This window comes from Vibrio sp. Vb0667, assembly GCF_033391095.1.
Window position 1 is genome coordinate 13,311 of the sequence record NZ_JAWPOL010000012.1, and the last position, 25,407, is coordinate 38,717.

The following is a 25,407-nucleotide window of genomic DNA, read 5'->3' on the forward strand; positions in this document are numbered from 1 at the left end:
CAAGCGTTAATGATTCGTAAACGCCGCAGTCAAATCCGAGATTATCAAGCCGAAGCGCGTCTGTTTGCCAGCCGCGCTATTGTTGCTTTTATCGGCATTGTTGTCTTGATGGGAGCTCTGGTTGCCAACATGTACAACATTCAGGTGAACCAGTTTCAAGACTATCAAACCCGCTCGAACGATAACCGCATCAAAGTAGTGCCTATCGCGCCTAACCGAGGTCTAATTTATGACCGAAATGGCGTTTTACTGGCAGAGAACCGTCCCGTCTTTAACTTAGAACTGACCCCAGAAAAAATTAAAGACATTGATGCAACCATCCAAGAATTACAAACTATTCTGGAAATTACACCAGACCAGATTGAACGTTTCCACCACGAGCGTAAACGGACTCGTCGATTTAAATCGGTCCCACTGCTTACCCAACTGAACGAAAAACAAGTAGCAGTATTCTCCGTCAATCAGTACCGCTTTCCAGGTGTGGAAATAAGTGCGACCTTAAAGCGCTACTACCCTTTCAGCGAAGTCTTAACCCACGTGATTGGGTATGTTTCTCGAATCAATGATCGCGACATGCAGCGCCTGATCCGAGAAGAAAAAGACGCAAACTATCAAGCCACTCGCGACATTGGTAAGCTGGGTATTGAAAAATACTACGAAGACCTCTTACACGGTACAGCCGGATATCAAGAAGTCGAGGTAAACAGCCGCGGCCGAGTAATTCGTACCTTAAAGTACGTTCCACCTGTACCCGGAAAAGACATCGTTTTAAACCTTGATATCAACTTGCAGTTGTACGTACACCAATTATTGGACGGCCGCCGAGGCAGTGCTGTAGTGATCGATCCTAGAGACAACGGCGTACTGGCTATGGTTTCGAGCCCTAGCTACGATCCTAACTCGTTCGTGCACGGAATCTCAGGTAAAGACTATCGCGCCCTTTTGAACGATAAAAACCGTCCTTTGGTCAACCGCACTACACTTGGCATTTACCCCCCTGCGTCTACCATCAAACCATTTATGGCGGTAGCCGCGCTGCAAGAAGGTGTCGTCACACCTAACACCACGCGAAATGATCCTGGTTATTGGCGCATACCAAACTCCAACACTCGCCCATTCCGTGACTGGTTGCGTTGGGGGCACGGACGCGTCGATATCATTAAGTCGATCGAAGAGTCTGTTGATACCTTCTACTATCAAATCGCTTATGACATGGGTATTGACCGTATTTCGAATTGGATGATGATGTTCGGCTTTGGTGATTACACTGGCATCGATATCTACGAAGAAAGTAAGGCGAATATGCCGACTCGTGACTGGAAAATGTCTCGCCATAAAACCCCATGGTATAAAGGTGATACGATCCCTGTGGGTATCGGCCAAGGATATTGGACAGCAACACCAATGCAAATCGCCAAAGCAACCTCCGTATTAGTAAACGAGGGAGAAGTGATCGCACCTCACTTGCTCAAAGCGACGATAGAAAATGGTAACGACTTCGAAGAGCAGCAAACGACAGAATACGTGACTTACCCACCAATCAAGAATGTGCCGAAAAAGTACTGGGATATGGCGAAAGAAGGCATGCGTCGGGTAAACCATGGCACGCGCGGAACAGCTCGCCGCTCATTCTACAAAATGAATTATGAAACAGCGGGTAAATCAGGTACTGCACAGGTCTTCGGTCTGGGTGAAAACGAAGAATACAACGCCGATGAGATCGCCGAGCACTTACGTGACCATGCGTTATTTACTGGCTTTGCACCATTTGATGATCCTAAAGTGGTCGTCACTGTAGTACTAGAAAATGCCGGTGGTGGTTCTAGTAACGGTGCCCCAGTAGTAAGGAAAATTTTTGACCGAGTCGTTCTTGGTCCAGAAGAAATTGAGCCTGAAAACAATGCGAAGAAAGAGGTAAAACAGTAATGAAGATGGATCCCTCTACAGGTAAAAATCGCGCCCTGTTTGAACGCTTCCATATTGACTTACCACTCCTACTTGGCATACTGGCCCTGATGGGGTTTGGCCTGGTGATCATGTACAGCGCCAGTGGCCAAAGTTTACTGATGATGGATCGCCAAGCCATGCGAATGGTGCTTTCACTCGTTGTGATGCTCGTCCTTGCACAGCTTTCTCCACGAACTTACGAAAGCTTGGCACCTTTGATGTTCGTTGGTGGCGTTATACTGCTTTTCGGCGTGCTGTTTTTCGGTGAAGCATCGAAAGGCGCGCAGCGTTGGCTTAACCTCGGTTTTGTGCGCTTTCAACCGTCAGAGCTATTGAAGCTCGCGGTGCCATTAATGGTGGCTCGCTATGTTGGTAGACAGCCCCTCCCACCAACGCTAAGAACACTCATTGTTGCACTGATTATGGTCTGCTTACCAACCATTCTCATTGCAAAACAGCCTGACTTAGGTACCTCGATCCTGATCGCCGCTTCCGGTATTTTTGTTATCTTCCTCGCCGGCATTAGCTGGAAAATAATTGCAGGTGCTGCGATTGCATTAGGTGGTTTCATTCCAATTCTGTGGTTTTTCTTGATGCGAGAGTATCAAAAAGTGCGAGTTCGTACTCTATTTAACCCGGAATCTGATCCGCTAGGAGCGGGCTACCACATTATTCAGAGTAAAATTGCGATTGGCTCCGGTGGTATTTCCGGCAAAGGTTGGTTGCAAGGTACGCAGTCACAACTAGAGTTTCTTCCAGAACGACACACTGACTTTATCTTTGCAGTAATTGCTGAAGAATGGGGTATGATTGGCTTCCTTTGCCTTTTAGCCATCTATCTATTTATTATTGGACGAGGTTTATATCTCGCCAGCCAAGCGCAAACCGCATTTGGACGAATGATGGCAGGCAGTATTGTACTCAGCTTCTTCGTGTATATTTTTGTAAATATTGGCATGGTAAGTGGCATCCTACCTGTAGTAGGTGTACCGTTGCCACTCATCAGTTATGGCGGCACATCAATGGTAACCTTGATGGCTGGTTTTGGTATTCTGATGTCGATTCATACGCACCGAAAAGCATTCTCTAAGGCGACCTAGACATGCAAAAACGCGCTTTATATTCCTTGGTTTTCTCTGCTCTTATTTTGGCAGGCTGTTCATCAACTAGCCAAAAAGAACAAGAAGGCCGTTACGAACTCGAATCCGATGTTGCACCGGATACACCGCTTTCAGTCGAACACATCGAGGATGCGCATCCTAAATATGAACCGTACAGCCTAGGTGGGAACAAAGATTACCACTTGCGTGGCAAAGACTACAAAATAGTTCGCAATGCGAAAGGCTTTAAAGAAAAAGGCCGCGCATCTTGGTATGGGAAAAAATTCCAAGGTCATTTGACTTCTAATGGCGAAATCTATGACATGTACTCAATGACGGCAGCGCATAAAACGCTACCGTTACCAAGTTACGTAAAAGTTACCAATACTGACAACGGCAAAACCACCATAGTACGAGTTAATGACCGAGGTCCTTTTCACGATGGCCGTATCATTGATTTAAGCTATGCCGCCGCGCACAAGTTAGATGTCATAAAAACAGGCACCGCGAACGTGGAAATTGAAGTGATCAGTATCAATCAGCCCACGGACAAAAAGTCATTAGAAGCGCACCCTAGGTACGTTATTCAAGTGGCATCATCAAAAAATGAAGAACGCGCGCGAACTTTAGGTACCGAGCTTGGTCAAAAATTGGATACAGAAACTTTCCTAGAGAGTGCGAAAGAGTCTTATCGCTTGTTGTTAGGGCCATTTACTGACTATTCCCTGACGCAAGCCACATTAGATAAAGTAAAGTTGCTCGGCTATTCGTCTGCATTTATTAAAAAACACAACACTGCCAAATGACCTCGTGTCATGAATTTCTCTTTGATCCCCCTCTTACATAACTAGGGATTCTGATAAGATGTCTGCAGTTAACCCAAAAATTTGAATTACCATGAATAAAAATAAGTTTGTGAAATCTATTCTCGTTTCTTCGGTTGCCCTTTCTGCAACTTTCGCTCAATCTGCTCTTGCATCACCTATCGTTGTTCCAGATGCCCCTCAAATCGCGGCGAAGGGCTACGTGCTGATGGATTACCATTCAGGTAAAGTACTGGCAGAGAAAGAGATGAACACAAAATTGTCTCCAGCTAGTCTGACTAAGATGATGACCAGCTATGTAATCGGCCAAGAGCTAGCGCGTGGTAATATCTCAGAAGATGATGATGTCACCATCAGTAAAAATGCGTGGGCGAAAAACTTCCCTGATTCATCAAAGATGTTCATTGAAGTAGGCACAACAGTTAAAGTACGTGACCTGAACCGAGGTATCATCGTCCAGTCAGGTAACGATGCCTGTGTTGCGATGGCAGAACATATTGCAGGTTCAGAAGATGCATTTGTTGACCTAATGAACGCTTGGGCCAACACATTGGGTATGACTAACTCGCACTTTGCCAACGTTCATGGCTTAGATAACGCAGAATTGTACTCAACACCATACGACATGGCACTGCTAGGTAAAGCACTTATCCGTGACGTACCAAATGAGTACCGAGTGTACTCAGAGAAGAAATTTACTTACAACGGCATCACCCAATACAACCGTAACGGTCTACTTTGGGATAAGAGCATGAACGTTGACGGCATCAAAACGGGTCACACAAGTAATGCGGGTTACAGCCTAGTAAGTTCAGCAACTGAAGGTCAAATGCGCTTGGTTGCGGTCGTTATGGGCACTAAAGATGCCAATGCTCGTAAGTCAGAAAGCAAAAAGCTGCTAAGCTACGGCTTCCGTTTCTTCGAAACAGTGGCACCGCACAAAGCAGGTGAAACGTTCGTAGAAGAAAAAGTGTGGATGGGTAACAAAGACACCGTAGCACTGGGTCTTGACCAAGATACTTACGTAACACTACCGCGTGGTGAAGCGAAAAACTTAAAAGCAAGCTTCGTCCTTGAAAAAGAGCTAGAAGCCCCAATTAATAAAGGTGATGTAGTTGGTAAGCTATACTATCAGATCGATGGTGAAGATATTGCCGAGTACCCACTAATGGCACTAGAAACCGTAGAGCAAGGTAGTCTATTTAGCCGCATGTGGGATTACATCGTATTGTTATTCAAGAGCTTCTTCTAAAAAGAACGTTAGAGTAGCAAACTTATTCGCAAAGCCGCCTGAATGGGCGGCTTTTTAAGTTTGAGCTCCTCGTCTTGAGTTCCCCCTAATTTGACTGTACTATTTCGCACCGCAACGAATATCTACTGGAGTTATCGATATGCTAACCATCAACTCTGATGCAAAATTAAAAGACCTGCTTGAGTTCCCTTGTTCATTTACTTACAAGGTAATGGGTCATGCAAAGCCTGAACTTCCAGAGCTTGTTCTTGAAGTTATTCAGCGCCATGCTCCAGGTGACTACAGCCCGACCGTTAAACCAAGTGCTAAAGGCAACTACCACTCTGTGTCAATCAACATTACTGCAACCTCTATCGAGCAGGTTGAGACACTGTACAAAGAGTTAGGTGAAATTGACATCGTACGCATGGTTCTATAATTTTTTGATAGATTAAATTTTTTTTGAAAGCAGCCTTGGCTGCTTTCTTTTTATTTATCAAAGAGATAACGAGACTTTACATCGCTTTCAGTTAAAAATCTGTTACGCAGCGGTAGAGCATCAGGGTTATCCGGTTTATAATCCAAAAACTTTATATATTAGCAACAGGAATTCCCATGCAACACCAACTTGTTGTAAAACGACTTGGCCGCCAAGACTATGAGCCTGTATGGAAGGCGATGCATGAGTTCACCGACCAACGCACAGAAGAAACCCGTGATGAAGTCTGGTTGGTAGAACATAACCCAGTATTTACGCAAGGACAGGCAGGTAAAGCTGAGCACTTGATTAACACTGGCGATATTCCTGTTGTACAAAGTGATCGCGGAGGCCAGGTTACGTATCATGGCCCTGGTCAGTTGGTCGCCTACTTCTTGATCAACCTACGCCGTAAAAAATTAGGTGTACGAGATCTCGTTACCACAATCGAGAACCTCGTGATCAACACGCTAAAAGCATACAATATTGACTCAGCCGCGCGACCTGACGCACCAGGTGTCTACGTTGCCGGTAAGAAAATATGCTCTCTCGGTTTACGCATTCGTAAAGGATGCTCGTTTCATGGTTTAGCCTTGAACGTAAATATGGATTTAACACCGTTTCTGCGTATTAACCCTTGTGGTTATGAAGGTATGGAAATGGTTCAGGTCAGCCAATTTGGCGGCCCAGACAATGTAGAAGCCGTAGAAAAACAATTAATAGAAGAACTCGTTACTTTGCTCGATTATGAGCAAGTAGAATTCAGCACAGAAGCACCTTCTCAAGGTAATAAAGCATGAGCAAACCAATCCAGATGGAAAAAGGCGTTAAATATCGTGACGCCGATAAAATGGCATTGATTCCCGTAAAGAACATGCCTACAGAGCAGAAAGAAGTGCTACGTAAGCCTGATTGGATGAAGATCAAGCTACCAGCCGACAGCCAACGAATTCAAGACATCAAAGCGGCGATGCGTAAGAATAAACTTCACTCCGTATGTGAAGAAGCATCTTGCCCGAACCTAGCGGAATGTTTTAACCACGGTACAGCAACCTTCATGATCTTAGGTGCTATTTGTACTCGTCGTTGTCCTTTCTGTGACGTTGCTCATGGCCGCCCATTACCACCGGAAGCAGAAGAGCCTCAAAAACTGGCGAAAACCATTGCCGATATGAAGCTGAAATACGTAGTAATCACTTCTGTTGACCGTGACGATCTGCGTGACGGCGGTGCACAACACTTTGCCGATTGTAACCGCGAGATCCGTGCGTTAAACCCGCATATTAAGATTGAAACACTGGTTCCTGACTTCCGTGGTCGCATGGATGTAGCGCTTGATCTAATGAAAGACAATCCGCCAGATGTCTTCAACCACAACTTAGAAACCGCGCCACGTCTTTACCGTAAAGCTCGCCCAGGTGCGAACTACAAATGGTCACTTGAGCTCCTTAAGAAGTTCAAAGAGCAGCATCCAGATGTACCGACCAAGTCTGGTTTGATGATGGGCCTTGGTGAAACCAAAGAAGAAATCATCGAAGTACTGAAAGATCTACGCGCACACGGCGTAACGATGCTGACTCTAGGCCAGTATTTAGCGCCAAGCCGTCACCACTTGCCAGTAGAACGTTACGTTCCACCATCAGAGTTTGACGAGCTAAAAGAAGTTGCACTAGAACTTGGCTTCACGCATGCAGCGTGTGGTCCATTTGTGCGCTCTTCTTACCATGCCGATATGCAAGCTCAAGGTATCGAGATTAAATAAGCTCTCGCTTGTTTTGAAAAGCTTGTTTTGAAGAGAAAAGGTTGGCTCAGTGCCAACCTTTTTTGTATCTGGCAAATGATGATAAAAAGCCATTCTACCACCGTCATTCTGAACAGCGAGGTACGAACGTGATTCAGAATCTGTTTTCAGAATACTGAGGATTTTTAGGGAAACTCTGAGTAAAAGAGTGTGCCTCAACAAGATTCCTGATCTCGCCTCGGCTCGTCGGAATGACGTGGTTTGGGTATATTGAAAAGGGACAGTGTTGGTAGCCATCCCCTTATCACACTCTCTCGCTATATCTCATTCCAAACGCCAGACAAACAAAAAGGCCCTCAAATGAGGACCTTTAGTATATCAATGTTCAAAATAGACGAGTCGAGTTCTAGGAGAACACACGGAGTTTGCGCGAGCAAATGAGTATGTTCGACACCGAAGTCGACTCATTCTATGAAGAACAGTTAGGCATAAACCGGTAGACGCTTACAAATTTCTAGCACTTTCTGTTTTGTCGCTTCGATAACTTCTTCGTTGCCGATGTTATCTAGAACGTCACACATCCAGTTTGCTAGCTCTTTTGCATCTTCTTCAGTGAAGCCACGGCGAGTGATCGCTGGCGTACCTACACGAATACCAGACGTTACGAATGGGCTGCGTGGGTCATTTGGTACTGAGTTCTTGTTTACAGTGATGTTTGCTGCACCTAGTGCCGCGTCTGCGTCTTTACCAGTGATATCTTTGTCGATTAGGTCAACAAGGAACAAGTGGTTTTCTGTACCGTTAGATACGATTTTGTAGCCACGCTCTTGGAACTGACCAACCATTGCTTTTGCGTTTTTCACTACGCGAGCTTGATAAGCTTTGAACTCTGGCTCCATCGCTTCTTTGAACGCTACTGCTTTACCAGCGATAACGTGCATTAGAGGGCCACCTTGACCACCAGGGAACACTGCTGAGTTCAATTTCTTGTACATATCTTCGCCAGCATTTGACAAGATAAGACCACCGCGAGGACCTGCTAGTGTTTTGTGCGTCGTTGTTGTTACCACGTGAGCATGCGGTACTGGTGTTGGGTATTCACCGGCAGCGATAAGACCAGCTACGTGCGCCATATCAACAAATAAGTAAGCACCTGCTTTGTCAGCGATTTCACGCATGCGTTTCCAATCAACGATTTGCGAGTAAGCAGAGAAACCACCGATGATCATCTTAGGTTTGTGTTCAAGTGCTAGCTGTTCCATCTCGTCGTAGTTGATTTGACCAGCTTCATCGATACCGTAAGGGATAACGTTGTAGTGCTTACCAGAGAAGTTTACTGGTGAACCGTGAGTTAGGTGACCACCGTGCGCTAGGCTCATGCCTAAAACTGTATCGCCAGGGTTAAGAAGCGCCATGTAAACTGCGCTGTTTGCTTGAGAACCTGAGTGAGGCTGTACGTTAGCGTACTCACAACCAAATAGTTGGCATGCACGCTCAATTGCTAGTGCTTCAGCTTTATCTACGTACTCACAACCGCCGTAGTAACGCTTACCTGGGTAGCCTTCAGCGTATTTGTTCGTTAGCTGAGAACCTTGCGCTTCCATTACACGTGGGCTTGTGTAGTTTTCAGAAGCGATAAGTTCAATGTGTTCTTCCTGGCGAAGAGTTTCTTCCTGGATAGCTGCGAACAGTTCCGCATCGTAATCTGCGATGTTCATATCACGCTTAAGCATCTGTATCTCCTGACTCAGATTAGTACTGAAAGTTGCAAAAAAACTGTTGAATGACCCGACGCAAACGTTTTCGTCACCCTAATGGCGCGCATTCTACATAATTTGATTTAGGTCATAAAGAGAAATTTACAATTTTTCTCATGCAGTTTTTTCATGATGACAAGCAATGTTTATCATGCCAGCATTGCAATCGCATAACGACAATCTATTGCCTGTCAAATTTGTGCTTTACACCCTGTAAAACAGCAATTACATAGGTTTACCGTAAATTTTACCCTCTAGCTACCGAAAAGATCATCTTTTTACTACTATGCACGCCTTATTTATCACTAATGACTGCAACATTGATGGAAAAACACTCATTAAAAGAAGACTGGATAGCGATTCTCACGGGTACCTTTTTAGTAGCTCAAGGCGTTTTCTTTCTCCAATCCGCGAACCTTCTAACGGGAGGCACGACTGGATTGGCTCTGCTTATTAGCCAATTTACACCTTTTACCTTTGGTGTGCTGTACTTTTTAGCAAACAGTCCTTTTTACTTACTAGCATGGAAACGCTTCGGCCGTCATTTCGCCATTAATAGTGCCATTTCTGGCGCGTTGGTTTCTATCTTTGCCGATCATCTTTATTTGCTAATCTCGCTCGAATCGGTAAATGAAGTTTATTGCGCCGTCGCAGGCGGGCTTTTAATGGGGCTCGGTATGCTGATCCTATTCAGACATCGCTCCAGCTTAGGTGGCTTTAACGTGCTGTGTTTGTTTATCCAAGACAAATTTGGCATTTCAGTTGGCAAAAGCCAAATGGCAATCGATGCATGTATCCTGTTTGCTTCATTCTTCTTTGTCACACCAGAAGTGATTGGCCTTTCAATTTTGGGGGCGTTTGCACTCAATGTCGTGTTAGCGATGAACCACAAACCGCACCGCTATTCCGTGACCTACGGTTCATAAATTTTTGATAATGATTGAAGCGCGATTTATAAGATTTCGCGCTCCAATCGCTATATAATACTTCGCGATTTCCAAATAGATCGGTACGGTATGCGCGACTTTCTGCAACAAGCTAAACAGACTCACAGTTGTATTGCGATTGGAGAGCTGATCTATAACCCGAAGACACAGAGCCTTCATCAAGATGCTATCGCGATTGATCTTGAACCTCGCACCGTTGAATTATTAGAACTGCTGTTAACAAGCGTTGGCCACCCACTCTCTGCTGACACCATTATTGAAACCATTTGGCAGAGCAAGTTCATCTCTAAGAATGTGCTCACGAACCGCATTAGCACCTTACGTGCACTGCTACAGCAGTACTTACCCGAATACGATGCCGCTAAGCTTTTAGTCACTTACCCCCGCAAAGGCTACTTTCTTAACCCTGCCAATATTCGTTTAGTGCCACCAGCGAAAAACCATCGGCGCGTTATCTCAACCCAGGTGGCGAGTAATAAGAACTTCAAGCTGATTTTTGCTTACAGCTTATGTGCCATACTTGCGGTATGTAGCATGACACTCGCAAGCTTGTTATGGCAACGCCAAGAAATCTCAACACAACAAACACGTCATCAACTACTGATTCCCAAAGTCGAGCTACTACTCAACCGTGTCGATTCAATCGGCTCTCAGGCGCGAAAATACCGCATACTGGTCAAAGCCATCTTGCTGCAACAACAGGTCGAATATCCATACACCGACATCGCCAACCAAGATGCTCCCAGTTACTTTCTTGATCCTATCGGTCATACGCCATATTTCCCTGGCGCACGAAACATGCAGACCAGCGACTACGAGCTCAATATCGAGTTAAAAGACGGCGCAGAGCAAGGCATCTTGAAAGCGCAGATGAACCTTATTTATCCTGCGACGGGCAAGCTGGCGTTTCGCAATGAGTACACACTGCGTTTATCTTCCTTACAATCGGATATTTTCCAAATGCACTCGGATGTCGCGCAATACTTCAATCTGCCTGCACCTTCGGCAAGTTCGTGGCAGCTTTCGAATATTCACAAAAAAATGTTATTCGAGAATGCCTTTTCTAGCCAACCTCTCAGACAATCTGATGAGTTTGCGGCTATAACAACGGCAAGACATCTCGCCTTATACGAGCACGAACATCAAAAGCTGGAAGCATATTTAACTCAAGTGCAATCGTCGTTTGATGTTTTGCCAGATGAGCTGAGCCTTTGGTTAGGTCTATTGCATTTCAAATTAGGTAACTTAGACAGGGCAAAAGCTCTGTTAACGACACCAGATGGCGACTCACGTATCCAAAACGCACTGATTTATACCTTTGTGTCTCACATTGCTTATAAGCAGAACAAACTTGAACAGTTCCGTCTCAACTACATGGAATCACTGGTGGCGCTGCTGCGCGTTTTACCTTCCGAAACCTTGTTTGAGCGTCTTTCTCAATCTGAATCAAAAGAGACTTGCCTCCAACCGTGGAAAACGTTGCGTGTTAGTGTGACCGATCAAGAAATCATAAGCCGATGGAAAGCGCTCATTAACGAGTATTGCACTAACGTAGCCAACGAAATAACCCCAAATAAAACAAAGACCTAAATATAAAATTAAGCTTTCATTAACCCCTGTTATCTTTTGTTTTTTGCCCTTTTTCTCTCACTGAACTTAGCATGCTCGCATTCAAGCAACGGCCCAACATGAAGCGGCCTTATCAATCAGGAATGTAAACCATGCTAAACAAAATGACGCTTATCGCAGCAGCAACTCTGGCTCTTTACGGCTGTGGCGGAGGTTCGTCTTCTGGCAGTGCGAATCCAAACAAAGTGCCTCAAGAAAGTTTCGACGTCTCGATTCACAACTCCATTTTCACTCCTATACCAAACACACAATTGAGCTATTCGTTTAGCTTGGATGGCCAACCAGAGGGCGACATGAAACTGAGCTTCCAAGCGATGGATAGCGAGCAAATATTGGCAGCATTGGCACAAATCCCAAACAGCGAGGCAATGGTCCAGTTGGTTAATGACTTGGTGAACTACGGCGCCGAACAGTTCTACTATTCAGACGAGCAGTACAACGACGACGAAGAGAGCAATACGCTTTACTTTGCAGGATCAGATGGTGCACTCCATGAAATCACTGACGCTTATTTCATTGGTCATCAGTTTATTGCCATGCTTATGCACAGCAGTCCGATTTTCCGCCTAAACGGTGACGACGTAAAAGAGAAAAGCCCGAATATTGACATCGGTGAAGAAACTATGTCTCTGCAAACCACTCTTACAGGCTACGCAGTTCACAACCTTCTAGACCGTTTTGAAGATCATGAGTGGGTACAAAACCTTCCTATGACAGCATCTTGCCAAGTGGTTTGGCAACAGCAAATCCGAGAGACTGGTATGCGTAAAGCGTTCTCGATCTCAGGCAAGAAAATTGAAGCGGCATACCTGATGGAAGAGAACATCTACAACCTAAACTGTGATGATATGGACTCAATGGAGTTCGCCACTTCGGCAGAACGTTGGTTTAATCCAAGCTTAGGTCTGATAGAACAAATTGAACTGCTGAAAGTACAACAAGTACAAATCAACGAAGAGAAAGTGCAGCTAACAGCGATTGAAACAAAATAAGCTCGCATTTTTTATAGATATCTCAATAAAAGAAGGCTTTGGGGAGCACACCAAAGCCTTCATCTCGAACATCAACCTTAGGGGGTGATGACACCCGAGTTTATTCTTCTATCAATAAAATACGAGTTTCGTAAGGTCGTAACACTTGATGGTTTGACGCGACTGCGTTCGCTGAGTTTTGATAGTTAGATAGCAAGTTTTTCGCTTTACTCATATCAAAACGTTCTGGCAGAACGCATTCCACCTCTTCTGCGTAGTAGTTATTGATACACAGCAGCGTTTGCTTATCGTTCTGACGAGCGTAAGCGAAAATACGTTTGTGCTCTGGCAGCAGGTCCTCGTAACGGCCATCGGTGATAACTGGAACCTGTTTACGCAGTTCAATCAGACGCTTGTAAAAGTAGAACACCGAGTTCAAATCGGCAACCGCAGCTTCAGCATTGATTTCAGAGTAATTCTGCGCCACTTCAAGCCACGGCGTGCCCTCAGTAAAGCCCGCGTGTTTTGCACTGTTCCATTGCATTGGTGTACGTGAGTTATCACGCGACTTCTGTGCCAAGATCGCCATCATATCGTCATGAGATACACCATCACGGTTGACCATGATGTCGTACATGTTAGTACTTTCAACATCACGATATTGGCTGATTTCGGTATAACCCGGGTTGGTCATGCCGATCTCTTCCCCCTGGTAAACATAAGGTGTGCCTTGCATCATGTGCACTGATGCCGCAAGCATCTTGGCAGATTCAACACGGTATTGCTCGTCGTTACCTAATCGGCTCACAACGCGTGGCTGGTCGTGGTTACACCAGAACAGCGCCCCCCACCCTTTGCCATTTAAGCCCGTTTGCCAATGATTGAAGATCTGTTTTAACTGAATGAAATCAAACGGCGCTTTGGTCCATTTTTCACCATTTGGATAATCGACTTTCAGATGATGGAAGTTGAACACCATGGATAGCTCTTTGCCGTCTAGCGAAGAATATTGCTGGCAGTGCTCTAGTGTGGTGGAAGACATTTCACCCACCGTCACGCTGCCGTATTTTTGAAACACAGATTCGCTAATCTCTTGAAGGTATTCGTGCACACGTGGACCATCCGTGTAGAAACGACGACCATCACCAATATCGTCACTTGGAAAATCTTGCTGCTTGGAAATCAGGTTGATAACGTCGAGACGGAAACCATCGACACCTTTGTCTGCCCAGAAGCTGATGACTTCTTTCACCTCTTCACGCACTACTGGGTTTTCCCAGTTTAAGTCCGCTTGCTCTTTAGCAAAAAGGTGCAAATAGTACTGGCCTGTTTTTTCATCCAGCGCCCAAGCGTTGCCACCAAACTTTGATTGCCAGTTGTTTGGTTCAGCACCATCTACCGGATCTTTCCAGATGTAGTAATCACGGTATGGGCTGTTTTTATCACCCAGTGCGGATTGGAACCACTTGTGTTCTGTCGACGTGTGGTTCACTACAATGTCCATGATGATACGAATACCCAACTGATGCGCTTCTGCTAGCAAAGTATCGAAATCTTCCATAGTGCCGAACTGTGGGTTAATCGAGTAGTAATCGGATATGTCATAACCGTTGTCGATCATTGGCGATTGGTAAACCGGCGTCAGCCAAATCGCATCCACACCAAGATGCTTAAGATAATCCAGCTTAGAAATGATCCCTTTGATGTCGCCCGTGCCTTTACTGCCACTGTCACAAAAGCTTTTTGGGTAAATTTGATAGATGGTTGCGGTTTTCCACCAGCTCTCATCATGCTTGGTCATAGCCATTTCTAACACTCACTTACCAGTAATCGGAAACTTAAAATTTGAAAAGAAAAATAGGAGGAGGCAGCCAAGTCACTGCCTCAAATAGAATTACGCGTTTGCAGGCTCAAGCTCACCTTTGGCTTGTGCACGCTTATAAAGAATTAACGTTAATGCAGCAGGTACTAGCATTGCGACTAACATAGCCAAAGCAAAAATGCCCCAGAACTGCGGTTGGATAGACAAGATGCCCGGCAAACCGCCCACACCGATACCGTTCGCCATTACGCCCGCACTACCACAAATAGCAGCAGCACACGCACTACCGATCATCGCGCTCAGCATTGGGAACTTGTATTTCAAGTTGATACCGTACATCGCCGGCTCGGTCACACCAAGGTAAGCAGAGATAGCCGCAGGCACCGAGATATCACGCTCGCCATGTTTTTTACTGATGATAATGATGCCGACGACCGCAGACGCTTGAGCAATATTTGAAAGCGCAATCAGAGGCCAAATTGGCGTGCCGCCTAGCTCTTGCATTAATTGAAGGTCAACCGCGTTGGTGGTGTGGTGAATACCAGTAATGACCAATGGCGCGTATAGGAAGCCGAAGATGGTTGAGCCAATCATTGCGAAGTCACCTGTCATGGCTGCTTTTGCTGCGAAAGCAACACCATCACCCAACATACGACCGAATGGGCCAATGATAGAGTGCGCAAGAATCACAGACACGATGATAGAGACAAACGGCACAACCACTAGGTAAAGGTAAGACGGAATGATGCGTTTTAAGTTGGTTTCAATAAACGCCAGTGCCATACCAGCGAGCATTGCCGGAATCACTTGCGCTTGGTAGCCCACTTTCTCGATGGCAAATAAGCCAAAGTCCCATACTTCAGGCACTTGCTTACCAATTAGGTAGGCGTTCATTAACTGTGGCGAAACCAATGTTACACCAAGCGTGATACCCAGAATCGGAGTACCGCCGAGCTTTTTCACTGTCGACCAACACACGCCAACCGGTAGGAAGAAGAAGATCGCCTCACCAATCAGCCATAAGAAAGAGTGTACCGTTGCCCAAAACTGGCTGATTTCCGTTAGCGTTTGACCATCAAACATCTTGATGTCGCCAATCACGTTACGGAAACCAAGGATCAGACCACCGGTGATGATCGCTGGTAGCAGTGGTACAAAGATTTCTGCAAGGTGGGAAATACCACGCTCAACGATATTCATGTTTTGACGAGCAGCGTTCTTCGCTTCGTCTTTGCTGGCTTCACTTTTACCCGTCAGTCCGATCAGTACCTTGTAAACTTCATCCACTTCAGTACCGATAACCACTTGGAACTGGCCTGCGTTGGTAAAACAGCCCTTCACCATCGGTAATGTTTCTAACTGTTTCGTATCTGCTTTGTCCGTATCATTTAGAACAAAACGCAAGCGAGTTAAACAGTGACTTACACTGGCAATATTGTCCGGCCCCCCGACCAGCTCAATAAGACGCTCCACGTCTTTACGCGCAATCTTACTCATAACTTTGTCCACCCTGTATTGGATACATTCGATTCATCATTTTGTTTTTATAAATGGGAACATTCCCATTAATTGAGAATGATCACAGTATAATTTTAGAGCAGATCGTTTTAGTGTGGATTAACAAACGATAGGCTGTTGAGTAAAGTGAACCACTTCCTCATCGCCATTTAATTGATTGATCAGCATGTTAGCGGACTTCTCACCTGCAAGGGTATAACCTGGGTCGACACTAAATACTTTAGGGAAAAGGAAAGAGAGCAATTCATTACCTCCAACACCTGTCACAACCACATCTTCACGACCTAACTCTTGAAGACGCTTAATCACGCCCAACGCGATGGTGTCACTGGCGCACACGATGGCCTGAGTGTCAGATTGAAGGACTTTGTCTACCAACTGATAAGCACTTTCATGGCTCAACTTACCCGTTTGGAAACAAGGTGTAATTTGCTTGCGTTGACACCAAGCTTTATAAGCATTTAAACGAGCTAAGCCAGTGGTTTTGTCTTCAGGATCAACACCAATATAAGCAATGTGAGATAAAGATTGCTGCTCAAGATGAGACAAAGCCATGTCTATCACACCTTGGTTGTCGTAGTTGATCGAAGAAACCATTTGCGTGTCCATCGCGATCACAACGATACGATTACCCCACTCTGCCAATGCTCGCTCATCACATCCAGTAAAACCAAACACGATCACCCCATCGACGTTGCGACGTTTAAGCACATCCAAATGTTCATTGGTTTTATCGCGATCGAATTGGCTCTCCATGATCACCGCATCATAACCAGCGGAATACAAAGCATTGAGCATGGTACCAACGGCGCGATTTTCTGATGGTGAATCTAAACGGGAGATGATAACCCCAATGACTTTTTGGCTGCCACCACGCATCGACTGCGCCGACTTTGATGGGACGTAGCCTGATTCACGAATGATTTGCTCTACCTTCTCACGCGTTTGCGGTTTTACCTTGGGATCATTGGTAAGCACACGGCTGACCGTCGATTTGCCCACGCCAGCCAATTTTGCGATATCAAGAATGGTGAGTTTTTTGCTCATAAGTGTTCAGACTAAAAGAAGGAATCAAACAAAAGGGAAGCAGTGGCTTCCCTTAACTCAGTCAGTAATGAAGATTACTTGTTTAAGTACGCAGGCACATCTGCAATGCTATCTAATACTACCGTTGCAATGGCTTCGCCCTGTTCTGTTACTGGCTTACCAGTGCGAACCAAAATCTTAGTGCCAACGCCTGCCGCTTCTGCTGCCATCATGTCTTCAGCTTTATCGCCGATCATCACAGATTTCTCCATATCGATCTTCAAGAAGTCACGCGCAGAAATGAACATGCCTGGTTTTGGCTTACGGCACTCACAATCTTGCTTGTACTCGCCAATGCCATGTTCTGGATGATGTGGGCAGTAATAGATACCATCGAACTCAACACCATTATCAGCAAAGTTCCAATCCATCCATTGAGTCAGAGACAAGAAACGGTCTTCACTGAATTTACCGCGTGCGATGCCCGATTGATTCGTCACTAACACTAGAAGGTAGCCTTTATCTTTTAGCGCTTTCGTCGCTTCAAATACACCATCAATGTACTCAAAATCATGTTCGTCATGAACGTAGCCGTGGTCAACGTTTATCACGCCATCACGATCGATAAAAACAGCAGGTTTTGCCAAAACGTATTTCTCTATTAACTCGGTTTAATCAGATTATTACATACCTTATAAACTTCAACACTATCTAATTCATTCTAGGCCTCGACAAAACGGTTGATTTGTTGGGCAAGAATCGGTAAATCTGAGGGTGCCCTGCCGTCTACCTCCTGCTTTCTATCTATACATCTCCGTTTCAAAACAGAACATCCATACATTTAGACGTCTAGACGTAAAAATATCTATTGACTTCATTCTGCTTAACCCATAGCATCAACTGAAAATTGAGATAAAGCTCAACATTAAGTTCTGTCAAAGGCCGTTTTTGACAGCGAAGTTCCCCGTATCTTTGGGCAGGTTGAAACATGATAGAAATAAAAAACGTCAATAAAGTGTTCTACCAAGGCAGTAAGGAAATCCTTGCCCTGAAAGACATTAACCTACACATCGACAAAGGCACCATCTTTGGTGTTATCGGTTCATCTGGTGCTGGTAAAAGTACGCTAATCCGCTGCGTAAACATGTTAGAAGCGCCGACCTCTGGTTCCATCATCGTTGATGGTGTAGATCTAACCAAACTCAGCAAAAAGCAACTAGTCGAAACACGCCGTAACATTGGCATGATCTTCCAGCACTTTAACCTGCTTTCGTCTCGTACTGTGTTTGATAATGTGGCATTGCCCCTAGAACTGGCAGGTAAAGACAAATCGCAAATCACAACAAAAGTAACTGAGTTGCTAAAGCTTGTAGGCTTAGCCGACAAACACGAGAGCTACCCATCTAACTTAAGTGGCGGCCAAAAACAGCGTGTGGCAATTGCTCGTGCATTGGCATCCGATCCTAGCGTGCTGCTTTGTGATGAGGCCACTAGCGCACTAGATCCGGCAACAACTCAATCTATCCTTGAGTTATTGAAAGAGATCAACCGCAAACTCAACATCACGATTTTACTTATCACTCACGAAATGGAAGTCGTAAAAAGCATCTGTCACGAAGTAGCAATCATCGGTGGTGGTGAGCTGGTGGAAAAAGGCACCGTTGGCGATATTTTTGCGCACCCTAAGACAGAGCTAGCGCACCAATTCATTCGCTCAACGCTGGATCTTTCCATTCCTGAAGATTACCAAGCTCGTCTGCAAGCAGAGCGTGTTGATGGCAGCTACCCGTTGGTTCGCCTAGAGTTTACTGGCGCAACCGTCGATGCACCGTTAATGTCGCAAATTTCTCGTAAATACAATATTGATGTGAGTATTTTGAGTTCCGACCTTGATTACGCTGGTGGCGTGAAATTCGGCATGATGGTCGCAGAGCTATTTGGTAACGAAGAAGATGACAACGCAGCTCTTGAATACCTGCGTAAGCACAACGTAAAAGTAGAGGTACTTGGTTATGTCCTTTAATACGATTTCTGAATGGCTGAGTTTAAACAGCAAACTACTTTTAGGTGCAACGTGGGAAACGCTTTACATGGTTGCGGTTGCCGGATTAGTCGGCTTTGCTGTGGGTATTCCATTAGGCGTAATCCTCCATATTACTAAGAAAGGCGGCCTACTTGAAAACACCAAACTAAATAGCGGCTTAGGCGCTATCGTTAATATTGGTCGTTCTGTGCCATTCCTCGTACTGATGGTTGCGATTATTCCAGTGACAAAAATGCTAGTTGGAACCTTTATCGGCACAACCGCAGCAATCGTCCCACTGACTATTGGCGCCATTCCTTTTGTCGCTCGTCTTATTGAAGGTGCTTTATTAGAAGTACCGACAGGCTTGGTGGAAGCAGCGCAGTCAATGGGGGCGACACCAACACAGATCATCACAAAAGTTCTACTACCTGAAGCAATGCCGACTATTGTTAACTCAGTAACGATTACCTTGGTCACTCTCGTTAGCTACTCAGCTATGGCGGGTACGGTAGGCGGCGGCGGCCTAGGCGACGTAGCCATTCGTTACGGTTTCCACCGCTACGATGTAACTATCATGGCCGTGACTGTCGTGATGTTGATTGTTCTAGTACAGATTATTCAGTCTATCGGCGACGCAGTGGTGCGCCGTGTAGACCACAGATAAGCATCAAAAATACAAATTATAAGGAGATAAAGATGAAATTTAGCCTTAAAGGTCTTTTGACTGTAGCAACGGCCGCCTCTGCTCTTGCTCTAGCGGGTTGCGGCGACAAAGAAGTAGACGTAAACAAAGTAAAAGTTGGCGTTATTGCTGGTGCTGAAGCACAAGTAGCCGAAGTTGCCGCTAAAGTAGCAAAAGAGAAATACAACCTAGACGTTGAGCTAGTAACATTTACCGATTACGTAACACCAAACGCCGCTCTGGATGATGGTTCAGTAGACGCGAATGCGTTCCAGCACAAACCATACCTAGACCAACAAGTGAAAGACCGCGGCTACAAACTGGCTATCGCGGGTAACTCATTCGTTTACCCTATTGCTGGTTACTCAAAGCAAGTAAAATCAATTGATGAAATTCAAGATGGCGCACGCATCGCAGTACCAAACGACCCAACTAACCTAGGTCGCTCACTACTGCTTCTTGAGCAACAAGGTTTGATTACGCTACGTGATGGCGTTGGTCTACTCGCTACAGTACGTGACATCGTAGGCAACCCTAAAAATATCGAAATCATTGAACTAGAAGCCCCACAGCTTCCACGTTCACTGGATGACGTAACGCTATCTATCATCAACACCACTTACGCAAGCTCTATCGACCTATCGCCAGAGCGTGACGGCGTGTTCGTTGAAGATAAAGACTCACCATACGTAAACCTAATTGTCGCTCGCGAAGAAAATGTTAATGCGCAAAACGTACAAAACTTCGTAAAAGCTTACCAAACGGAAGAAGTTTACGAAGCGGCAAAAGAGCTGTTCAAAGGTGGTGTTGTGAAAGGTTGGTAATCCCACTTTTCAAAACATGACCGAAAACAACGTTCCAAACGTAAACGTTCTAAACCTAAAAGGGCTGATGTAAAAACATCAGCCCTTTTTATTTCTCTATCTAACCATTTAAGTAGCTTCAATTCGCTACTTAAGGTGGTCCCAAGAGATATTCGACACGATTCGGCAGTCATCACACTTAAAATGAAATATGTCATGTAGTGGCTCATCGAGTAGCCACTCGCCATCGCATTTTGGACACTTGCGCGCTTTCTCGCTCTCCAGCGACTGACCTCCGACACGATACTGGTAATAGTACGTAGGGATCTTCGTGATGTATTCGATACGGCCACGTAAGTCCCAACCTCGGCGAAACAGCACACTATCCACATCGCAAATTTCGTGCAGCGCCGCATGTTCCGCTCGGCAACCCCCTGCCATTTGGATTTCATCACACGCTTGCCACTCAGTCTGCCACTTAATGACGGCTTTATGGTCTCCATTAAGTGTTGGCTCATTACGATACAAAGGAATTGGCAACAGGGTTTCACCACTTCGCAAAGGCGAACACGTATGAACATAAGTCGTGTACAACACTTGCCAGCTAGGTGTCTCTTCTTCGGCTGCTTGTTCTGAATTCAAATCACGCCCCAGCATACGCATTTTCGGAGCAAGCAAAGACGCATCCGACAAACGGTTCATGCACACTTTGACGAAATCTGAGTGATAACGTGGATGCAAGCTGTCTTGTTCTGGGCAAACAACACGAACGAAAAATTCACCTTCTCCCATCACTATCGGGAATTCACGACCTAATACTTGGCCGTTGTAACGCAGAGCATCCATCAAGCCATTAATGGCTTTGTCTACCGCGCTGACGGTGGTGTTATCAAAACACTCAAACTGCAACTCAACAACATACATACTTAGACGGCAGCCTCTAACTTATTCAAGAACTCAACCAATGAATCTGCCAATACATCACGTTTAGAGGTGCCCAAACGCTCTAGAATCACATTGCCAGTGAGGTTACAAATAGAAATCACATCCATTTCCTCATCTGTCGCTGCGATAAATACTGTTGGTTTAAGTTTCAAGCGGCGCTGCGTCACCAAATGACCAAGAATATTTTCTTGTAGACGCACGAAATCGTCATCGCTCCACACTTGCAGCAGCGTCAACGAATTACCTTGCCAAATTGCCTCCATATCGGCGCAGTATTGAGAACCATAAAAGGCTTTAACATCATCTTGCAGTGACAACTCAATCGCATTTTCCACATTGGTGAAACCGGCCATTTCATCACGTGCGACCGATTTCCAAAGCACCTTTCCATCACGCTTCTCTTCGACACAAGGAGAAACAAGCTCTGCAAGCTCTTCACTGCTTGGCAACTCATTGTGCTTAGCTTGCCAAGCTTGTTGGTAGCGCAGGCTGAACTCTTGTAGCGCCTGAGTAACGTTTTGGGTCATGAAGGTCTCCTCATTCCTTATTTATCAGATAGCCGTACTTGCCGGATGGCAATTGACCAGCGGATTCAGTAAAATTCTCGCCATTCTAATCGAAAACGACCACAAAGTATGAGCAAATATTCTGACGCTAAAGAGCTTGCTGGCCTAACACTAGGTAAAACGACCGAGTATGCGAACCAGTATGACCCAAGCTTGCTGCAACCAGTCCCTCGCAGCCTGAACCGAGATGACCTTCAGTTAGGCGATACTCTGCCTTTTATGGGGCACGACATTTGGACGCTGTATGAACTGTCTTGGTTAAATAGTAAAGGTTTACCACAAGTGGCCGTTGGCGAAGTATACATTCCAGCCACCAGTGCAAACTTGATTGAATCGAAGTCTTTCAAACTGTACTTAAACAGCTACAACCAAACCCGCTTTGCAAGCTGGGAAGAAGTGACTGAGCGTTTAACACAAGACCTGTCTGAATGCGCAGGTGAAAAGGTGCTGGTTGAGGTGAATCCAGTGACCCACTATACCAATCAACCTATTGTGACAATGGACGGTGAATGTATAGATGACCAAGACATTGACATCACCAGTTACGATTTTGATGCCGATTTACTTGAAGGTGCGGCAGGTGAAGTACAAGTTGAAGAGGTGCTACATAGCCACCTATTGAAATCAAACTGTTTGATCACTAACCAACCCGACTGGGGCAGTGTAGAAATTCGCTACCAAGGCGCAAAAATAGATCGTGAGAAGCTGTTACGTTACTTAGTGTCTTTCCGCGAGCACAATGAGTTCCACGAACAGTGTGTAGAGCGTATTTTTACGGATCTAATGAAATACTGCCAACCAAGCAAACTGACCGTATTTGCCCGCTATACGCGCCGTGGTGGCTTGGATATCAACCCTTACCGCTCAACGGAACAAGATAAGCCAGCTCACAATCACCGTATGGCTCGTCAGTAAGCGCATAGGCAACAGAAATAAGTTCGGCAATCTAAAGGGTTGCCGGACGTTTTTATTGTCCAAGCATGTTACTATACCAAATGGCTTCAACCCGCATTTAAACGGCTAATTGAGGCTTTTCGCCGTTATCGCAATATCTAAAAACAGTTCGAGGGAACGAAAGGATGTTTTGGGACAGTTCGCGTCTATTCAAGTTGATTGGCTTTCTTTGCTTGCTGTTTGTACAGCCACTTCATGCAACCATTTTATCGTCCGCGTTACTCAACGAAGCACAACAATTGGCGGAAATAGAGCCATCACAAGCAAAACAAGCGGCAACCAACTATTTGTCACAGCGTGAGCTAACAGAACGCAAAGAAAGTGACAGCCCTTCAGCCATGTCTCGCGACGAAACAGATCGTAGCGTTCGCACACCAAGCAGCACCATCGAAGCGCACAAGATTATCGCTCAGGCAGATTACGCCATGGGTAATGTTCGTTCGGCTATCGAGCACCTAAATAAAGCGGAACGCTTAGCGCAAGAATATCAATTGCCGTACATGGACTTAGATCTCCAGCTGATGCGCAACCAAATGATTTGGATGTACGACGAAAACTACTCAAAAGCGGAAGACACGCTTAACCAAATTGAACAACAGCTCGATGAAGCCGATGCCGTATTACAACGCACCGACAGCGTTCGCTACCGACTAGTGATGCAAAGAGCACTCCTCGCTTCACATAGTGGCGATATCATTAAAGCGGAAAACTTGTACTCTGAAGCAAAGACCATGCTTGACGATAGCCGCTCTGAGTTAGCCTTGATCGACTACTACACTGCCGTCGGAGAGTTTTACCTCAATAGCAAGAAGTACAATTTGGCTTTGTCAGAACTGCTATACGGTTATTGGCAATCTATTGAAAGTAACAGTGGTGCAAGATTAGCAAAAGTGAATCGCCTTTTGGCTAGGCTCTTCCAGGAGCGACGAGTGTACGACAAAGCGATCGAATACTTATCTCAAGCCGCAGATTTTTATGACTCTTACCCTAGCTCTCCGATCCTAGCGGACGTCCTAGAGCAAATGGGCGACATCTACTTTTATCAGGGTAAGTTTAACCTTGCATTAGTGCATTACTTCAACGTGCTTGACCATGAAAGTACCAGTAAGAACATCAATAGAATCATTAAAATTCGCTTAAGCTTGGCGGCTACCTACCTACAACTCTATAACTACGCGCTAGCAGAGCAGTACTTAGACCGCTCTAAAGAGCTTTTAGAATACACTAATATTCCTAAGCTTGAAGCAAAGGCTGCCCTGCTTCAGTCAGGTCTGGCTTATCATCAAAATGACAGTAAAGACGTCATTACTAATGCAAAGCTGGCGTTAGCGCTTGCTGAAAAGTCACCTGAAAATAACAACTTCATTAAGCAGCAATCATACCGTTTACTTGGGTTAGGTTACGAGCAGGCAGGCGAATACAAACTTTCTCTGCAAGCTTATAAAAAATACACCAACCTCGTTCGTCTAGAACAAAAGCAGCTTAACCAAATCAGTGAAGATGCGTTCCGTCAGCAAAAAGAATTTGCCGAACAAACCATCCATTACATCGGTCAATCAGAACGCTTAGAGCAAGTGGAAAGAGAGCATCGTAAATTCCAAAAAATCTCATTTGCATTGTTTATTACTGTATTGGTCATGTTTTTGTTCATTATGCGCCGCGGTGTCATTATGCAGCGCCAAGCAAGTGAAATCGAAAAACTGCGTAACGACCTCTTCACCCACTCTCGCTCTCGTTTACGTAACTTGCGTATGCTGAACGTTAAGCTGTCTCGCTCATTGAAAAAGTCGAGCGAAACTTTCGAGCAATGGCAAATGGGTGAATTGATCCACGAACCACTTAATGATCGCCTACGCTTTGTTATGATCGATTTGCCATTCTTACGAAGCATGTACGTCCATAACGGCTATAAGGCAGGTCTAGAACTAGAACGTGCATTTGGCGACTTCCTTGCGGAAAAAATAGAAAAACCGTCGCGTCTTTATCATTTCTCAGATGCGAACTTACTCTACATAGAACCGAACGCTGACCGTGATGCTTCTGCCGAAGTCATGTTCGAAAAATTCCAGACTTGGGTGGATGAGTTCGCACAGCAGCACAACGTCAATCGTATTATTCGTATGGGCATCAGCGATTATCCGTTCTTACCCCGAGCCTACACTGCAATTAACGATGAGGAATTACTCGATCTGTTATTGCTTGCTACTCACATCGCACGAGAAGTCAGCTTGAAGGATAAGCAAAGCCACTGGGTGTTCTTAAAAGCCATCGATAATGCGCCTGCTGCTAGCTTTGCAACAGGTAACATAAGAACTGCTTGTCAACATGCCATTAGCCAAGGCCTGATCAAGATCCATTCGTCCTACAAGAATGAGGACGACATCAAGAAAATATTAAAAAATGGATAATTAAACGCCTGTTGAACGTAATAACTAATGAC

The 25,407-nt window shown here is 45.2% G+C and carries 22 protein-coding genes; 15 read left to right on the top strand and 7 right to left on the bottom strand.

What is annotated here, in order from left to right; genetic code table 11:
* The first annotated feature begins 9 nt into the window (after positions 1-9).
* The 7 genes from mrdA to lipA all read left to right on the top strand — a co-directional run bounded on the left by mrdA (position 10) and on the right by lipA (position 7,342).
* The gene (gene mrdA / locus R8269_RS13090) at positions 10-1,926 is read left to right on the top strand and encodes a penicillin-binding protein 2 (protein WP_005384126.1); all 1,917 of its coding nucleotides are present in this window, start codon (positions 10-12) and stop codon (positions 1,924-1,926) included.
* Entirely contained in the window at positions 1,926-3,047 is a 1,122-nt protein-coding gene (gene rodA / locus R8269_RS13095; RefSeq protein ID WP_005384128.1) for a rod shape-determining protein RodA, read from the top strand. The genes mrdA and rodA overlap by 1 nt, the downstream gene beginning before the upstream one ends.
* A gap of 2 nt (positions 3,048-3,049) precedes the next feature.
* Positions 3,050-3,853, top strand: coding sequence for a septal ring lytic transglycosylase RlpA family protein (locus tag R8269_RS13100; protein WP_017635670.1), 804 nt, complete (start codon positions 3,050-3,052; stop codon positions 3,851-3,853).
* Between the two features lie 91 nt (positions 3,854-3,944).
* A complete protein-coding gene (locus R8269_RS13105) occupies positions 3,945-5,123 on the top strand; it encodes a serine hydrolase (RefSeq protein ID WP_005384132.1) in 1,179 nt (392 codons plus the stop codon).
* Between the two features lie 139 nt (positions 5,124-5,262).
* Complete coding sequence (ybeD, locus tag R8269_RS13110; protein ID WP_005384135.1) at positions 5,263-5,541, top strand: DUF493 family protein YbeD; 279 nt, start codon at positions 5,263-5,265, stop codon at positions 5,539-5,541.
* Positions 5,542-5,717: 176 nt separating this feature from the next.
* Complete coding sequence (gene lipB / locus R8269_RS13115; protein WP_005384137.1) at positions 5,718-6,380, top strand: lipoyl(octanoyl) transferase LipB; 663 nt, start codon at positions 5,718-5,720, stop codon at positions 6,378-6,380.
* On the top strand, positions 6,377-7,342 hold the full coding sequence (gene lipA, locus R8269_RS13120) for a lipoyl synthase (protein ID WP_005391329.1): 966 nt from the start codon (positions 6,377-6,379) through the stop codon (positions 7,340-7,342). The genes lipB and lipA overlap by 4 nt, the downstream gene beginning before the upstream one ends.
* 461 nt (positions 7,343-7,803) lie before the next feature.
* Here the strand turns inward: lipA and glyA are convergent, their stop codons facing one another.
* The gene (glyA, locus tag R8269_RS13125) at positions 7,804-9,054 is read right to left on the bottom strand and encodes a serine hydroxymethyltransferase (protein ID WP_005381985.1); all 1,251 of its coding nucleotides are present in this window, start codon (positions 9,052-9,054) and stop codon (positions 7,804-7,806) included.
* A gap of 347 nt (positions 9,055-9,401) precedes the next feature.
* Here glyA and R8269_RS13130 point away from each other — a divergent pair, with 347 nt between their 5' ends.
* The 3 genes from R8269_RS13130 (at position 9,402) to R8269_RS13140 (ending at position 12,646) form a co-directional block, all read left to right on the top strand.
* Positions 9,402-10,004: a YitT family protein gene (locus R8269_RS13130; protein ID WP_031780204.1), complete on the top strand. Its 603-nt coding sequence runs from the start codon at positions 9,402-9,404 to the stop codon at positions 10,002-10,004.
* Between the two features lie 90 nt (positions 10,005-10,094).
* A complete protein-coding gene (locus R8269_RS13135) occupies positions 10,095-11,615 on the top strand; it encodes a winged helix-turn-helix domain-containing protein (RefSeq protein ID WP_318222556.1) in 1,521 nt (506 codons plus the stop codon).
* 131 nt (positions 11,616-11,746) lie between these two features.
* Positions 11,747-12,646, top strand: coding sequence for a hypothetical protein (locus tag R8269_RS13140; protein WP_213965667.1), 900 nt, complete (start codon positions 11,747-11,749; stop codon positions 12,644-12,646).
* 100 nt (positions 12,647-12,746) lie between these two features.
* Here R8269_RS13140 and treC read toward each other — a convergent pair whose 3' ends face one another.
* The 4 genes from treC to gmhB form a co-directional block, all read right to left on the bottom strand.
* Entirely contained in the window at positions 12,747-14,432 is a 1,686-nt protein-coding gene (gene treC, locus R8269_RS13145) for an alpha,alpha-phosphotrehalase (protein WP_238974772.1), read from the bottom strand.
* An 87-nt stretch (positions 14,433-14,519) separates the two neighbouring features.
* A complete protein-coding gene (gene treB, locus R8269_RS13150; RefSeq protein WP_005383602.1) occupies positions 14,520-15,944 on the bottom strand; it encodes a PTS trehalose transporter subunit IIBC in 1,425 nt (474 codons plus the stop codon).
* Positions 15,945-16,064: 120 nt separating this feature from the next.
* Positions 16,065-17,012 carry a trehalose operon repressor TreR gene (treR, locus tag R8269_RS13155; protein WP_213969950.1) on the bottom strand — a complete coding sequence of 316 codons (948 nt, stop codon included), beginning with the start codon at positions 17,010-17,012 and terminating at the stop codon, positions 16,065-16,067.
* Between the two features lie 74 nt (positions 17,013-17,086).
* Positions 17,087-17,638: a D-glycero-beta-D-manno-heptose 1,7-bisphosphate 7-phosphatase gene (gene gmhB, locus R8269_RS13160; RefSeq protein ID WP_005381961.1), complete on the bottom strand. Its 552-nt coding sequence runs from the start codon at positions 17,636-17,638 to the stop codon at positions 17,087-17,089.
* Positions 17,639-17,979: 341 nt separating this feature from the next.
* Between gmhB and metN the strand changes: the two genes are divergently transcribed.
* Genes metN through R8269_RS13175 form a run of 3 tightly spaced genes read left to right on the top strand, consistent with a single transcriptional unit; the run spans position 17,980 to position 20,523 of the window.
* Positions 17,980-19,014, top strand: a complete 1,035-nt coding sequence (gene metN, locus R8269_RS13165; RefSeq protein WP_005381962.1) for a methionine ABC transporter ATP-binding protein MetN — start codon at positions 17,980-17,982, stop codon at positions 19,012-19,014.
* Entirely contained in the window at positions 19,004-19,681 is a 678-nt protein-coding gene (locus tag R8269_RS13170) for a methionine ABC transporter permease (RefSeq protein ID WP_005383604.1), read from the top strand. Before metN ends, R8269_RS13170 begins: the two co-directional genes overlap by 11 nt.
* A 32-nt stretch (positions 19,682-19,713) precedes the next feature.
* A complete protein-coding gene (locus R8269_RS13175; RefSeq protein WP_005381966.1) occupies positions 19,714-20,523 on the top strand; it encodes a MetQ/NlpA family lipoprotein in 810 nt (269 codons plus the stop codon).
* Positions 20,524-20,649: 126 nt separating this feature from the next.
* Here R8269_RS13175 and R8269_RS13180 read toward each other — a convergent pair whose 3' ends face one another.
* Positions 20,650-21,426, bottom strand: coding sequence for a Zn-ribbon-containing protein (locus R8269_RS13180; protein WP_005383605.1), 777 nt, complete (start codon positions 21,424-21,426; stop codon positions 20,650-20,652).
* 2 nt (positions 21,427-21,428) lie between these two features.
* A complete protein-coding gene (syd, locus tag R8269_RS13185; protein ID WP_258477571.1) occupies positions 21,429-21,974 on the bottom strand; it encodes a SecY-interacting protein in 546 nt (181 codons plus the stop codon).
* Positions 21,975-22,082: 108 nt separating this feature from the next.
* On the opposite strand from syd, the gene queF reads away from it, so the two are divergent.
* Both queF and R8269_RS13195 read left to right on the top strand, forming a co-directional pair.
* Complete coding sequence (queF, locus tag R8269_RS13190) at positions 22,083-22,928, top strand: NADPH-dependent 7-cyano-7-deazaguanine reductase QueF (protein WP_213886769.1); 846 nt, start codon at positions 22,083-22,085, stop codon at positions 22,926-22,928.
* Between the two features lie 164 nt (positions 22,929-23,092).
* The gene (locus R8269_RS13195; protein ID WP_017635678.1) at positions 23,093-25,375 is read left to right on the top strand and encodes a tetratricopeptide repeat protein; all 2,283 of its coding nucleotides are present in this window, start codon (positions 23,093-23,095) and stop codon (positions 25,373-25,375) included.
* Positions 25,376-25,407 lie beyond the last annotated feature (32 nt).

Bases quoted from the DNA above. Each gene is read 5' to 3' on its own strand.
- mrdA (WP_005384126.1), top strand. From the start codon at position 10: ATGATTCGTAAACGCCGCAGTCAAATCCGAGATTATCAAGCCGAAGCG.
- rodA (WP_005384128.1), top strand. From the start codon at position 1,926: ATGAAGATGGATCCCTCTACAGGTAAAAATCGCGCCCTGTTTGAACGC.
- R8269_RS13100 (WP_017635670.1), top strand. From the start codon at position 3,050: ATGCAAAAACGCGCTTTATATTCCTTGGTTTTCTCTGCTCTTATTTTG.
- R8269_RS13105 (WP_005384132.1), top strand. From the start codon at position 3,945: ATGAATAAAAATAAGTTTGTGAAATCTATTCTCGTTTCTTCGGTTGCC.
- ybeD (WP_005384135.1), top strand. From the start codon at position 5,263: ATGCTAACCATCAACTCTGATGCAAAATTAAAAGACCTGCTTGAGTTC.
- lipB (WP_005384137.1), top strand. From the start codon at position 5,718: ATGCAACACCAACTTGTTGTAAAACGACTTGGCCGCCAAGACTATGAG.
- lipA (WP_005391329.1), top strand. From the start codon at position 6,377: ATGAGCAAACCAATCCAGATGGAAAAAGGCGTTAAATATCGTGACGCC.
- glyA (WP_005381985.1), bottom strand. From the start codon at position 9,054: ATGCTTAAGCGTGATATGAACATCGCAGATTACGATGCGGAACTGTTC.
- R8269_RS13130 (WP_031780204.1), top strand. From the start codon at position 9,402: ATGGAAAAACACTCATTAAAAGAAGACTGGATAGCGATTCTCACGGGT.
- R8269_RS13135 (WP_318222556.1), top strand. From the start codon at position 10,095: ATGCGCGACTTTCTGCAACAAGCTAAACAGACTCACAGTTGTATTGCG.
- R8269_RS13140 (WP_213965667.1), top strand. From the start codon at position 11,747: ATGCTAAACAAAATGACGCTTATCGCAGCAGCAACTCTGGCTCTTTAC.
- treC (WP_238974772.1), bottom strand. From the start codon at position 14,432: ATGGCTATGACCAAGCATGATGAGAGCTGGTGGAAAACCGCAACCATC.
- treB (WP_005383602.1), bottom strand. From the start codon at position 15,944: ATGAGTAAGATTGCGCGTAAAGACGTGGAGCGTCTTATTGAGCTGGTC.
- treR (WP_213969950.1), bottom strand. From the start codon at position 17,012: ATGAGCAAAAAACTCACCATTCTTGATATCGCAAAATTGGCTGGCGTG.
- metN (WP_005381962.1), top strand. From the start codon at position 17,980: ATGATAGAAATAAAAAACGTCAATAAAGTGTTCTACCAAGGCAGTAAG.
- R8269_RS13170 (WP_005383604.1), top strand. From the start codon at position 19,004: ATGTCCTTTAATACGATTTCTGAATGGCTGAGTTTAAACAGCAAACTA.
- R8269_RS13175 (WP_005381966.1), top strand. From the start codon at position 19,714: ATGAAATTTAGCCTTAAAGGTCTTTTGACTGTAGCAACGGCCGCCTCT.
- R8269_RS13180 (WP_005383605.1), bottom strand. From the start codon at position 21,426: ATGTATGTTGTTGAGTTGCAGTTTGAGTGTTTTGATAACACCACCGTC.
- syd (WP_258477571.1), bottom strand. From the start codon at position 21,974: ATGACCCAAAACGTTACTCAGGCGCTACAAGAGTTCAGCCTGCGCTAC.
- queF (WP_213886769.1), top strand. From the start codon at position 22,083: ATGAGCAAATATTCTGACGCTAAAGAGCTTGCTGGCCTAACACTAGGT.
- R8269_RS13195 (WP_017635678.1), top strand. From the start codon at position 23,093: ATGTTTTGGGACAGTTCGCGTCTATTCAAGTTGATTGGCTTTCTTTGC.